12 protein-coding genes, 1 pseudogene and 1 riboswitch are annotated in these 12,862 nt (G+C 71.5%); of the genes and pseudogenes, 6 read left to right on the top strand and 7 right to left on the bottom strand.

The genetic code is table 11. The features are described from left to right. Positions 1-76: 76 nt before the first annotated feature. The 7 genes from HUT12_RS11680 to HUT12_RS11650 form a co-directional block, all read right to left on the bottom strand. On the bottom strand, positions 77-1,099 hold the full coding sequence (locus HUT12_RS11680) for a CPBP family intramembrane glutamic endopeptidase (protein WP_176093354.1): 1,023 nt from the start codon (positions 1,097-1,099) through the stop codon (positions 77-79). A gap of 186 nt (positions 1,100-1,285) precedes the next feature. Continuing rightward, entirely contained in the window at positions 1,286-2,386 is a 1,101-nt protein-coding gene (locus tag HUT12_RS11675) for a Gfo/Idh/MocA family protein (protein ID WP_176093353.1), read from the bottom strand. After that, complete coding sequence (locus HUT12_RS11670; protein ID WP_176093352.1) at positions 2,326-3,066, bottom strand: ThuA domain-containing protein; 741 nt, start codon at positions 3,064-3,066, stop codon at positions 2,326-2,328. The genes HUT12_RS11675 and HUT12_RS11670 overlap by 61 nt, the downstream gene beginning before the upstream one ends. 94 nt (positions 3,067-3,160) lie before the next feature. Beyond that, the gene (locus HUT12_RS11665) at positions 3,161-3,859 is read right to left on the bottom strand and encodes a ferredoxin (RefSeq protein ID WP_176093351.1); all 699 of its coding nucleotides are present in this window, start codon (positions 3,857-3,859) and stop codon (positions 3,161-3,163) included. Further along, the gene (locus HUT12_RS11660; protein WP_176093350.1) at positions 3,856-4,617 is read right to left on the bottom strand and encodes an ABC transporter ATP-binding protein; all 762 of its coding nucleotides are present in this window, start codon (positions 4,615-4,617) and stop codon (positions 3,856-3,858) included. The genes HUT12_RS11665 and HUT12_RS11660 overlap by 4 nt, the downstream gene beginning before the upstream one ends. Next, entirely contained in the window at positions 4,617-5,609 is a 993-nt protein-coding gene (locus HUT12_RS11655) for an iron ABC transporter permease (protein WP_254876783.1), read from the bottom strand. The genes HUT12_RS11660 and HUT12_RS11655 overlap by 1 nt, the downstream gene beginning before the upstream one ends. A 71-nt stretch (positions 5,610-5,680) precedes the next feature. After that, entirely contained in the window at positions 5,681-6,664 is a 984-nt protein-coding gene (locus HUT12_RS11650; RefSeq protein WP_176093349.1) for an ABC transporter substrate-binding protein, read from the bottom strand. A gap of 30 nt (positions 6,665-6,694) precedes the next feature. Next, positions 6,695-6,868: riboswitch (cobalamin riboswitch) on the bottom strand. 130 nt (positions 6,869-6,998) lie between these two features. On the opposite strand from HUT12_RS11650, the pseudogene HUT12_RS33350 reads away from it, so the two are divergent. From HUT12_RS33350 to HUT12_RS11625, 6 genes and pseudogenes are all read left to right on the top strand, one after another. After that, positions 6,999-7,166 (top strand): annotated as a pseudogene (locus HUT12_RS33350) (TetR family transcriptional regulator); the annotation flags it as partial. A 33-nt stretch (positions 7,167-7,199) separates the two neighbouring features. Continuing rightward, positions 7,200-7,673: a hypothetical protein gene (locus HUT12_RS11645; RefSeq protein ID WP_357219587.1), complete on the top strand. Its 474-nt coding sequence runs from the start codon at positions 7,200-7,202 to the stop codon at positions 7,671-7,673. Positions 7,674-7,784: 111 nt separating this feature from the next. After that, the gene (locus tag HUT12_RS11640; RefSeq protein WP_176093348.1) at positions 7,785-8,699 is read left to right on the top strand and encodes an ABC transporter ATP-binding protein; all 915 of its coding nucleotides are present in this window, start codon (positions 7,785-7,787) and stop codon (positions 8,697-8,699) included. Then, complete coding sequence (locus tag HUT12_RS11635) at positions 8,699-10,345, top strand: ABC transporter permease (RefSeq protein ID WP_176093347.1); 1,647 nt, start codon at positions 8,699-8,701, stop codon at positions 10,343-10,345. The genes HUT12_RS11640 and HUT12_RS11635 overlap by 1 nt, the downstream gene beginning before the upstream one ends. 337 nt (positions 10,346-10,682) lie before the next feature. Further along, a complete protein-coding gene (locus HUT12_RS11630; protein WP_176093346.1) occupies positions 10,683-12,011 on the top strand; it encodes a TrkH family potassium uptake protein in 1,329 nt (442 codons plus the stop codon). Beyond that, positions 12,004-12,702: a TrkA family potassium uptake protein gene (locus HUT12_RS11625; protein ID WP_176093345.1), complete on the top strand. Its 699-nt coding sequence runs from the start codon at positions 12,004-12,006 to the stop codon at positions 12,700-12,702. Before HUT12_RS11630 ends, HUT12_RS11625 begins: the two co-directional genes overlap by 8 nt. Positions 12,703-12,862: the final 160 nt, after the last annotated feature.

Raw genomic sequence — 12,862 nt, 5'->3', positions numbered from 1 at the left:
CTTTCCCGAGCACGACACCGGCAAACGACGTCCCCGCCACCACCACGCCCATCACACGCCCCCGTCCGGCCGCAGATCAGGCCGCGCAGCACGACACCGGCGCGACGTCCGGCGCGACCGTGACCACCGCGAGGTAGGCACCGAAGATCCAGAGCGGAATGCTGACCAGGTCGAACGCGTCGTCGTTGCCGACCGATCCGTGGCCGGTGCCGTTCTCGACGCGGCGGCGACGGGCCAACCACAGCACCACACCACCGTAGAGTCCGGTCACGCACATGCTGATCATCGCAGCCCTCGCCGACACGTCGGCCTGCTGTGCCTCCAGCGTGCCGGTGACGACTGCCAGCCCGATCCCGGCCACGTTGTTCACCACGTGCAGCGCGATGGCGGCCTCCAGCCCACCGGTGCGGATCGTCACGACCGCCGTCACCGCGCCGAAGAAGACCAGGTCGGCCATGCCCCAGCCGGTGCCCCAGCCGTGGGCCAGGCCGAACAGCACCGACGACACCGCGATCCCCGGCCACGGCGACCGGATCCAGGACCCGAACGCCTGGATCATCCAGCCCCGGAACAGGTACTCCTCACCCGCCGCCTGCAACGGCACCAGAAGCACCACGACGGCCAGACCGGCCGCGACCCGCTCCCACCCGGCCCAGTCGCTCGCCTGGCCGCCACCGGGCAGCAGACTCAGCACCCCGAGATGCAGCACCAACGCCGGTACGGCGACCAGGAGGCACGTCGCCAGCCACCGCCACCGCAACCGGCCCACCACCGACGACACCGTCCCGGCCGGACGACGCTGCACCCAGCGGGCGGCCAGCAGCGTCAACGGAATCAGCAGCCCCAGCGTGACCATGGTGATGGCCAGCTCGACCTCCGGGCCGCCGCCCAGGAAATCCTCCGGCCCGTCCAGCAACCACACCACGGCGCTGGCGGCCCCGAACCCGCCGATCAGCACCACCGGCAACCCCACCATGATCAGCAGGGTGCCGAGCAGGGGCCGCCACCAGCGGTGCCGGTCGGTACGGGCGAGCCGGTGATACGGGACCGGAGCGGGCGCCGGAGTGGGGCTCGCCGACTCGGGAAGCGTGATCGTCATGCGCTACAGCCTGTCCGGACGCGCCCGCCGGATCGTCTGTCGTCTGCATGAACCCCGGCTACGACTATCGTAGGAATTCGCGCCGCTGCCCCGTCCGCGCAGCCACCGGCACGGGCTGCGGGTACGGTCGCCGCTCACGCGCTCAGCACGTGCTCCACAAGGCCGGTCGCCCGCGCCGAGGACCGGCTACCGGGACCACTCCTGCGCCGGGGTCAACGGGACGGGTGCGGGGCGTGCCACCGTCGTCGTCAACTCGACCCGTCGGCCCTCGGCGGCCGACCGGAGCAGGGCGGTCATGATGTCGAGGACGTGCAGCGCCACCTCGCCGCTGGCCCGGGGCGGACGCGCCTCGTCGGCCCCGACGAGATCGATCAGGCCGACCCCTCGGGTGGCGGCGACGTAGCCGGCCCCCGGTTCGAGGACCCGCCACCCGGGGCCGTCGAGCGCGACATGACGGACCTCGCCGTCGAAGGTGTTCGGATCGGGTACGGCGAGGGTGCCGCTCTCCCCCTGCACCTCGATGGGCGCGGCCGTCGTGGTGACACCGTCGAAACTGGTGGTGAGGGTGGACAGGGCGCCGTCCGCGTGTTCCAGCACGCCGCTGACGTGGGTCGGCACCTCGACCGGGATCCGCTGCCCGAGTCGGGGGCCCGAGCCGACGGTCCGGGTATCCCGCAGCCGGCTCGCCGCCCCGATCACCGCACGCACCGGCCCGAGCAGGTGGACCAGCGACGAGACGTAGTACGGCCCCATGTCCAGCAGCGGGCCTCCACCCGGGGCGTAGTAGAAGTCGGGGTCGGGGTGCCACCGCTCGTGGCCCGGAGTGACCATGACGGCCGACGCGGAGAGTGGGCGGCCGATCAGTCCACCGTCGATCGCCGCCCGGGCGGTCTGCGTACCGGTGCCCAGGACGGTGTCCGGCGCGCATCCGACCCGGACGCCCGCCGACGAGGCCCGGTCGATGAGCGACCGGGCCTCCGGGAACGTGACGGTGAGCGGCTTCTCGACGTAGACGTTCCGTCCGGCGTCGATCGCCGCGCCCGAGATCTCGGCGTGCGCCGCCGGGATCGTCAGGTTCAGCACCGTCGCCACCTCGGGGTGGTGGAGCAGCCGCTCGACACTCACCGCCTCGGCGCCGGGAATGGTCGCGGCGGCAGCGGAAGCCCGGGCCGCGTCCAGGTCGGCCACCGCGACGACGCGGACCCGGGGGTGGTGGGCGAGCGTGCTCAGGTACGCGCGGGAGATGACCCCGAGACCGACGATGCCGACGCCGTGCGGGTCGCCCACAGCATTCCCCTCTCGATGACGGTACGGACGGCCGTGTGTTCCAGCACGTCGAGGCTGTGTCCCGGAGTCGTCACGACGATCCGCCCGGCTCCCCAGGTGCGGGTCCAGATCGCCGGCGAGGTGACCGGCCGGTGCCACGGGTGCCACTCCCGAGTCGGGTGGGTGGTGGTGGCCAGGACGTCGATCAAGTCGTCGTGCAGCACCCAGTACTGCTCGGTGACCAGGTCGAAGTCCTCGATCCCGGCGGTGATCGGATGGTTCCGGCCGAGGTCGGTGATCGTGACCGAGTGGGGCAGGAAGCTGTCCTGCTCTCCGCCGCCACGGGCACACGGCTCGACGCCGGGGTGGACGGCGAACTGGCCGCCCACCAGGTGCAGGTAGTCCGAGGAGGCCCGGAACGAGTCGACGATGCCGCCGTGCCAGCCGGTGAAACCCGTCCCGGCGACGACCGCCGCCGCCAGGCCCGCCACCTGCTCCCCGGTGATCTGCGACATCGTCATGCACTGCACGATCAGGTCGGTGGCGGCCAGTTCGGCGGCGTCGGCGTAGACCTCCGTCGACTCCTCCACCCGTACCTCGTATCCGTTGCGTTCGAGGAACGGGATGAACAGCTCCGTCGCCTCGACCGGCCGGTGACCCGCCCATCCGCCTCGGACCACGAGGGCTCTGCGCCGCACCACACCCGCTCCTTCCCGACCCGTCGCCCCAGGACGCTTCCGTCCGGGCCGACGCCCACGCCATGACGACCGTCGATAACCGTACCGGGCTTCGCGGTCACGAGTCGCGTGGGCGTCTGCCGTCGACCGGTGTGCCGTCGCGCAGGTGCACGTCGGCGATGAGGACGGCGAGGTCCGCGTCGACGTGTTCGTACCAGGTGTCGTCGGGATGCACGACGACGAGCGGCCCGAGGTTGCAGGGGAACAGGCAGCCGGTCGAGGTGACCAGGACGTCGTCGTCGCCGAGGCCGTTCGCCTTCAGGCGGTCGCCGAGGGTGGCGGCGACCTGGTTGGCGCCGTACGCGGTGCAGCGCGGCCCACGGCACACCAGCACGTGTCGGCGGTGTCGGGTGATCTGCGACCAGGCGGGGCTGCGGAACGGTCCGGGGTTGCCGTCGAGCGTGGTGTGGTCGCCGGTGACGGCGTCGCTGACTGCCGTGACCAGCGCGGGCTGTGTCGCCAACGGCGGGGCGAGCAGCACGCGTACCTGCCGGTCCCGGGTGGTACGCCAGTGGGCCACCGCGCGGCGGAGCCAGGTGTCGAGGTACCGGTCGGGCGGCAGGTGCACGGCCACGAGCAGGACCTCGTCATGCTCCGGTACGGCGTCGAGGGCGACGTGCAGGGAGGGCTCGGCGCCGTCGAGGAAACAGGCCCGCACCGGTACGCCCACGGCCTCGGCGACCGCTGCGGCGAGGCGGTGGATCGCGTCGTGGCCGCCGTGGTGGGCCGCCCCGCGCGAGACGAGCAGGACGTTCATACTGCCGGGGCCCGGTAGGTGATGACCGGTCGTCCATCATGGACCGTCACGTCGGCGTCCACGGCGTACACGTCGGCGAGCAGCGCAGGCGTCAGCACGTCGGCAGGCGTTCCGGTGGCGACGACCCGACCGTGGTGCAGCACCACCACGAGGTCGCAGAACATCGCGGCCAGGTTGAGGTCGTGCAGGGCGGCGAGGGTGGTGACGGCGCTGCGACGGACCAGGCCCAGCAGTTGGAGCTGGTGGCCGATGTCGAGGTGGTTGGTGGGCTCGTCGAGCAGGAGCAGTTGCGGTTCCTGGGCCAGGGCCCGGGCGAGTTGGACCCGTTGGCGTTCCCCGCCGGAGAGCGTCTGCCAGCGGCGGTGGGCGTACCCGGTCATGTCGACGCGGTCGAGCGCGTCGGCGGCGGCGGCCCGGTCGGTGTCGGTGTCCGACCAGCGGGAGCGGCGGTGCGGGGTGCGGCCGAGCAGCACCACGTCGAGCGCGGTCAGGTCGAGGTCGGTCTCGGCGTACTGGGCGAGCAGGGCCATCCGCCGTGCCGCGGTGGCACGCGGCAGCCCGGCCACGTCGTCGCCCGCGACGGTCACGGTCCCGGATCGGGGGGCGATCAACCCGGCGACGACCCGCAACAGGGTGGTCTTGCCGGACCCGTTGGGGCCGAGCAGTCCGACCAGGGTGCCGCGCGGCGCTGCGCACGTCACGCCGTCGAGGAGTCGCGCGGCCGGCACCGACCACGAGACGTCGCGGATCTCCAGCATCAGGTGTTCCGGTCCCCTCGGCGCAGCAGTAGCACGAACGCGGGCACCCCGAGCAGGGCGGTCAGCACGCCCACCGGCAGCTCGCGGGGGTCGAACAGGGTCCTGGCCGCGGTGTCCACCCAGATCAGGAAGATCGCTCCGGCGAGGACCACGACCGGCAGCAGCCGCCGGTGGTCGGGGCCGGTGAACCGCCGCACGGCGTGCGGCAGGATCAGGCCGACGAACCCGATCGCGCCGCTTATCGAGACCAGCACGGCGGTCAGCAGCGCCGTGGTGACCAGCAGCAGCCACCGGACACGCCGGACGTCCACGCCGAGGGCGGCGGCGGCCTCCTCGCCGAACGCGAACGCGTTGAGCGCGCGGGCGAACCGGAGGATCACGGCGAACCCCACCGCGAGCAGCGGCGTCGCCCACGCCAGTGCGGTCCAGTCGACGCGGGCGAGCGAGCCGGACAGCCAGAAGGTGATGCTCTGGGTGGCATGCGGATGGGCCACCCAGATGATCACGAACGTCGTCAGCGCGGCGCAGAGCTGCGCGACGGCGACGCCGGCCAGCACCACCCGGGTCGGTCGCAGGACCGCGCGCCGGCCGGCGGCGGCGACCACGACGGCGAACGCGGCGAGCGCCCCCACGAACGCGCCCCCGGTGAGCGCCACGGCACCCGCGCCGAGTCCCAGGACCAGGACGGCCACGGCACCCAGCGACGCCCCCGAGGAGACACCCAGGAGGTACGGGTCGGCGAGCGGATTGCGGGTGACGGTCTGCATGACCGCCCCGCAGGCGGCGAGGCCGGCCCCGACCACGGCGGCGCCCAGCACCCTCGGCAGCCGCAGTTCCCACACGATGTGGTCGCGCAGCAGCGGCACGTCGGCGCTCGTCAGGCCGAGATGATCGGTGATCACCAGCCACACGGTGCCCAGCGACAGGTCTGCGGGCCCCACCGTCACGGCCGCGCCCACCGACAACACCAGGCCACCCGCGAGTACGACCACCACGGCCACCATGCGCACCGCTCGGACCGGCTTCGCCGGCGTAGTCTGCGCCGGCCGGGTGGTGACGGTGGTCAGCTGCTCACCCCGCCGACGCCCCGGGCCAGCGCCTCCACGGCGAGCACGTTCCGCACCCCGGCCGCGGTGGAGGAGAAGGCCAGGGTGACGTACCGCTTGCCCTTGACGGCCGGCAGGTCCCTGAGCGCCGCGTGCTTCTCGAGGAACGCCTGCTTGTCGGCGGCGGTGTCCCAGCTCGCGTCGACGAGCACGATGACGTCGGGGTTGCGCTCGACGACGGCCTCCCAGTTGGTGTCGGCCCAACTGCCGGTCAGGTCGTCGAAGACGTTGGTGACCCCGGCCGCAGACATGATCATCGCCGGGCCGCCACAGCAGGCGCCGGCACTGGGCGCGTCGTTGCCGCCGTCCCACCAGAGCACCCGCGTGCCCTTCGCGCCCGCCGACACGTTCGCGATGCGCTGCTTCTGGTCGGCGATCAGCGTCTCGGCCCGCTCCGCGACGCCGAAGATCGTGGCGATCTCCCGGATCTCGGTGAACACGTCGTCGATCGCCAGCTTCGCCGGTCGCGTCTCCTTCGGACATCCGGCGGCGGAGACGTACGTGCCCACGCCGAGTTTCTGCCAGTCGGCGCGGTCACCGGCCCCCTCGTCGCCGAACGCGCTCGCGAAGGAGGCGTAGACGAAGTCGGGCTCCAGTTCGAGCAACTTCTCCTTCGACGGGTACTCCTTGGCCAACACCGGCACCTTCGCGTACGCGGCGGCGTACTCGGGTAGCACCTCGTCGTCGAGGTAGGCGGTGCCGGCCATGCGGTCCTCCAGGCCGAGCGCCAACATGATCTCGGTGGCAGGCTGGTTCATCGTCACCACCCGCGCCGGAGGGCTCGGGACCGTGACCGGTGTGCCGCAGTTGGTCACCGAGACCGGCCCGGCGGCGGGGGCCGTGGCAGTCGGCTCACTGTGGCCGGTCGCGGAGCATCCGCCGACCAGGGCGAGCATGACGGAGAGCGGCGCGGCAACGCGCCAGGACGCAGGGAACCGCATAGCGGGACCACCTTCCAGCACCTCGTGGACGGGTCGTACAGGTGCCGTGGCCGGTCTCCTGGCTGACGGGTGGTGCGCCGGTGGCCGGCCTTCCCAGGCATACGCCCAGTGACCTTGCGGTGGCCTCCAGCATCCCGATCACAGTGGCGAGGGCCGCACCGGTTTCACACCGGCTTCCCGAGCACCACGGCGAGGTCACCCTAACCAACGCAGGCAGCACCGTCAGTGGCCTAGATCATGGCGGGAGTCCACGTCGGCTCCGCCTGCCCCGGGACGGCCATTGCGGGATCGTTGAACGGGTGTTTAATCTGGTGTCGTGGCGTCGGACGACGTGATGTCGGCAGGGCGCGGTGGCGAGTTCGCCACCGCGAGCCGTATCCGTGACGCCGCCATCTCCCGCTTCGCTCGGGAGGGATTCGGTGCCGGGCTGCGCGCCATCGCCGCCGACGCCGGTGTCGCCGCCGGTCTGATCGTTCATCACTTCGGCTCGAAGGACGGCCTGCGTCGCGCCTGCGACGAACAGGTGCTCGCCGTGATGCGCGAGCAGAAGGCGAAGACACTGACCGACGGCACCGGCACGACCCTGTTGGCGCAACTGGCGGAGGTCGAGCAGTACGCGCCGATCGTGCGATACCTGCTGCGCAGCATGCAGGCCGGTGGTGAGCTGGTGGCCACACTCATCGAGCACATGATCGCCGACGCGGAGGAATACCTCTCCACGTCCGAGTCCGCCGGTGTGATCAAGCCCAGCCGGGACCCCGCCGCCCGTGCGCGGTATCTGGCCTACCAGGCCACCGGCAGCATGGTGCTCTGGTTCACCCTGCACGGAGCCGGTGCCGCCCCGGACCAGTTCGCGGCCCTGTTCCGCCGCTACATCGACGATCTCACGTTGCCGGCCCTGGAGTTGTTCACCGAAGGGCTGCTCGTCGACCGGTCGATGCTCGACGAGTACCTGATGTACGTCCCGGATCCGCCTGCCGCCCCCGGCGCGGACACCGCTGCACCGTAGTCACCACATTGCCCTCTGGGCGTGGCCCCTCCTTCCACCGCCGGTCCCACCGGTCGGCGGCATCCGTTCCGGCCCGGTGTGCCGGGCCTTCCTCGAACGAGGTCTCCCGCGATGACTGCTGCCATCGACATCCGACACGTCACCAAGTCCTTCGGCCGCGTCCGCGCGTTGGACGGGCTGGACCTGCACGTCGCCGCCGGCACCGTGCACGGCTTCCTCGGCCCCAACGGCGCCGGCAAGTCCACCACCATCCGGATCCTGCTGGGCCTGCTGCGCGCCGACGAAGGCCAGGCCCGGCTGCTCGGCGGTGACCCGTGGGCGGACGCGGTGTCCCTGCACCGTCGGCTCGCGTACGTCCCCGGCGACGTGGAACTGTGGCCGAACCTCACCGGCGGCGAGGCGATCGACCTGTTCGCCCGGCTGCGCGGCGGTGCCGACCCGGTCCGCCGCGACGAACTGTGCCAACGCTTCGACCTGGACCCGAGCAAGAAGGGCCGCACCTACTCCAAGGGCAACCGGCAGAAGGTGGCGCTCATCTCCGCGCTCGCCAGCGACGTGGAACTGCTGCTGCTCGACGAGCCCACCGCGGGGCTTGACCCACTCATGGAGGCGGTGTTCCAGGAGTGCATCCGCGAGGCCAAGGAGGCCGGCCGGTCGGTGCTGTTGTCCAGTCACATCCTCGCGCAGGTCGAGGTGCTCGCCGACCAGATCTCGATCATCCGGCAGGGACGCATCGTCGAGACCGGCTCGCTGACCGAGCTACGCCACCTGACCCGTACGTCGGTCGACGTGGTCACCGACCAGCCCGCCGACGCGGTGGCCGGGATGGCCGGTGTACACGGACTGCGGGCCGAGGACGGCCACCTCCGCTTCGAGGTCGACGGCGAACACCTCGCCGCCGTGGTGCGCCGGCTCGGCGACCTGGAGGTGCAAGGACTGACCGTCCGCCCGCCGACCTTGGAGCAGTTGCTGCTGCGTCACTACGGCGACCAGCCCGCGCACGCCTCGGCCACGGAGGTGGCGTGATGACCACGACGACGCCGCGCGGCCCGGTACGCACCGGTTCCTCCGCCACCGGGACCGGCACCCTGCTCAGGTTCATGCTGCGCCGGGACCGGTTGCGGTTCCCGGCGTGGACGCTGGGCCTGCCACTGCTGATGGCGTACTTCACCACCGCGCTGGAGGCCGTCGCCCAGACCCCGCAGGACCTGGCGGGTCTGACCGCCTTCACCTCCAGCCCCGCCGGAGCGCTGTTCGGCGGACCCGGCTTCGGCTTCGACGACCTGACCGTCGAGCGGTTTCTCGCCGGGCAGTACGGGCTCTACGTGATCATCGGTGCCGGCCTCATGGGGATGCTGACCGTCGTGCGGCACACCCGCGCCGAGGAACGCTCGGGCCGCGCCGAACTGATCCGGGCCAACGTCGTCGGCCGGCACGCTCCGCTCACCGCCGCACTGATCCTCACCGCCGCGATGGCGGTGCTGGTAGCCGTGCTGACCGGCGCGATGATGGCCGCCCGCGGCTACCACCCGACCGGCTCGCTGCTGTTCGGCGCGTCCATCGGGGCGGCGGCGCTGGTCTTCGGCGGCATCGCCGCGCTCACGGTCCAACTGTCGGAGTACCCGAGGGCGGCCTCCGGCGCTGCCGGTGCCACGCTCGGCGCCGCGTTCGTCCTGCGTGGGCTGGGCGACATGGCAACGGTGCAGGGCAGCGGAGCGACCTGGTTGTCCTGGCTGTCGCCGATCGGCTGGTCCCAGCAGACCGCGCCGTACGTCTACGACCGCTGGTGGCCTCTGGTGATATCACTACTGGCCGCGTCGGCGACCGCCGCGCTGGGTTACGTCCTGTCGACGCGCCGGGACTTCGGCGCCGGCCTGGTACCGCCCCGGCCGGGATCGCCCCGGGCCGCCGCGTGGCTGGACGGACCGTCGGCGCTCGCGTTCCGCCTACAGCGGGCCGGCCTGATCGGTTGGAGCGTCGCCCTGCTCGTAGCCGGTGTCGCCTACGGGTCGTTCACCCAACCGCTGGTCGACGGCTTCGCCGACGCCCCACCGGACCTGGTGGAGATCATGGGCGGCCCGGCGAACATGCTCGACGGCTACCTCGGCATGATGGGCGTGACCATGGCGCTGGCCGTCGGGGTCTACGCGGTGCTGGCGATGCACACGCTGCGCGCCGAGGAGACCGACGGACGGACCGAGCCGGTGCTGGCCACCGGGGTGAGCCGGGCCGGCTGGCTCGGCGGCCACGTGGCAGTCACCGCCGTCGGCGTGCTCTGGTTGCTGCTGGTCGCCGGGCTCGGCATGGGCGTCGGTGCTGCGGTGAGCACCGGCGACGCCGGGTTGATCGCCCCCCTGCTGATCGGTCATGTCGCGCACACCCCGGCGGTCTGGCTCGTACTGTCCATCGCCGCCGTGCTGTACGCGACCGCACCCCGGGCACTGCCGGTGATCTGGGTGCCGCTCGGATACGGGCTGATCGCCGCCTACTTCGCCCCGATCCTGGACATCCCCGACGGGCTGCTCCGGCTGTCGCCGTTCGCGCACGTCGGCGAGTACCCGCGCGAGAACGTCAGCGTGGTCGCGGTCGCGGTGCTGATCCTGCTCTCCGGTGCCCTGCTCCGGGCGGCCGTGACCGCCTTCGGTCGACGGGACCTGACCGGCGGCGCCTGAGCCCCGGCTCGTCGTGGCTGGTCGGTGACGCAGGTGGGAGCCGCCTCATACGCACGACCCGCCGGCCCCGGCCGGCGGGTCGTGCGTAACATGGCCGCCGGTGTGCCGGGAAGTCTGGTCGGCCGACGTTCGGACACGGGCGTCGCGAGGCTAGTGAGAGGCGACCGCCGGTGTCGGTTCGGGCCGAGAGCAGTGCGAGGAGACGACCTCGCCGTACGCTGCTGACACGCCACGTACCGTCTGGGGGCGACTGTCCGGTCTCGGGTCGCCGCAGTGGTGCCCGGCGAGGTCGTTCCGATCCTCATCATCGACACCACACGTCGCCTGGCGTGGCCGGATGAGGCGTTGGATCCGCCCGCCGCAGGTCATCGTCTTCGCGTACGCGGTGTCGGTGGTGCTGGGTACCGGGGCGTTGATGCTGCCCGCCGCGCACCCCGGGCCGGGGCGGGCCACTTTCGTCGAGGCGCTGTTCACCGCCGTGTCGGCGGTCTGCATCACCGGCCTGGTGGTGGTCGACACGCCGACCTACTGGACGCCGCTGGGACACGTGGTGATCCTCGTACTGATCCAGATCGGCGGGATCGGTGTCATGACGTTCGCCTCGTTGCTGGGCTTGAGCGTGATGCGTCGGATCGGTCTGCGGTCGCGGCTGTCGATGGCGCAGGAGGTCAAGACCGTCGACATCGGCAGCGTCGGTGCGCTGGTCACCGGCATCGTGAAGACCACGCTGGCCATCGAGGCGGTGGTCGCGCTGGTGGTGTTCGTACGGTTGCTCGCCGGCTACGAGTCCGCACCGGGCCGTGCCGCGTGGCTGGCGGTGTTCCACACGGTCTCCGCGTTCAACAACGGCGGGTTCGCGCTGCACAGCGACAGCCTGGTGCGCTACGTCGCGGACCCGTGGGTGTGTCTGCCGCTGTGCGCGGCGGTCATCCTCGGCGGGATGGGTTATCCGGTGCTGCTGCAACTGCGCAGAGAGTGGGGTAGCCCCCTGCACTGGACGATGAACACCCGGATCGTCCTGCTGATGTCCGGCACACTGCTCCTGCTGGGTAGCATCTTCGTGACCGTGAGCGAGTGGTCGAACCGGGGCACGTTCGGGCCGCTGGGCGTGCCCGCCAAGCTCCTCGCCGGGTTCACCCACTCGACGATGGCGCGCTCGGCGGGGTTCAACAGCGTGGACACCTCAGCGATGGAACCGGTCACCTGGCTGGGCACCAGCGTCCTGATGTTCATCGGCGGCGGGCCGGCCGGGACCGCCGGAGGAATCAAGGTCACGACCTTCGCGGTGCTGCTATTCGTGATCATCACCGAGATCCGGGGTGAGCGAGCCGTCAACATCCTCGGCAAGCGGCTACCGCGTTCCACCCACCGCCAGGCGATCAGCATCGCGCTGCTGGCGGTGGCCGTCGTGGTGTCCTCGACCATCGCGTTGATGGCCGCCACCGACTTCGGTCTGGACCGGACCCTGTTCGAGGTCGTCTCGGCCTTCGCCACGGTCGGCCTGTCCACCGGCATCACCGCCGATCTGCCGGCAGCAGCACAGGTCTTGCTGGTGGTGCTGATGTTCGTCGGCCGCCTGGGGCCGATCACCCTGGCCACGGCGTTGGTGTTCCGCCACCGCACCCGCCTGTACGAACTACCCAAGGAGCGGCCGATCATTGGCTAAGTCGAACCCCTTCTCCTTCCGACGGCCCGGCCGTTCTCTCGGCGCCGACGCGGTCGTCGTGATCGGCCTGGGACGCTTCGGTAGCGCGTTGGCGCTGGAGCTGATGGCCACCGGCACCGATGTCCTGGGCATCGACGCCGACGAAGAGACCGTCCAGTCGCTCAACGGCCGTCTCACTCACGTGGTGCGCGCCGACTCGACGAAGGAGACGACGTTACGGCAGTTGTCGGTGCACCAGTTCGACCGCGCGGTGGTCGGGATCGGCAGCGACCTGCAGTCGAGCATCCTCACGACCTCGCTGTTGTTGCGCTTCGGCGCGGCGACGGTGTGGGCCAAAGCCACCAGCGACGCCCACGGAGAGATCCTCAAGCAGCTCGGCACCCACCACGTGGTGTACCCGGAGCACGACATGGGACGCCGCGAGGCGCATCTGGTCCGCAGCGACATCCTCGACTTCATCGAGATCGAGGACGGGTTCGCCATGGTCAAGACGCGTCCGCCCGCCCATGTCGTCGGTCGACCGCTGGGGACCACCGACGTCCGGGCCACCCACGGCATCACCGTGGTCGCGGTCAAGCCCCGCACCGGCACCTGGGGCTACGCGACGGCGGACACGGTTCTCGGCAGCGACGACACCATCATCGTGGCGGGCGAAACGGCCAGGGCCGAAGCGTTCGGCAGGTTGCGCTGACGATACGGCTCTCGCCCGCCGACCGCTCCCGGCACCGTCGACGGCGGGGTTCGGACAGGTCGATGAGGCATTGATCTCGCCCTGCTGGGTTCGCTCAGCAGGGAAGACGTGTACTAGGCTGCGTGGCAGGTGTGCCGGGAAGCCTGGTCGGCGATAGTCG

Source organism: Verrucosispora sp. NA02020 (assembly GCF_013364215.1).
Lineage (GTDB): Bacteria > Actinomycetota > Actinomycetes > Mycobacteriales > Micromonosporaceae > Micromonospora.
Note: the sequence above shows the minus strand (reverse complement) of the source record. Positions and strands in the feature narration are given on the sequence as shown.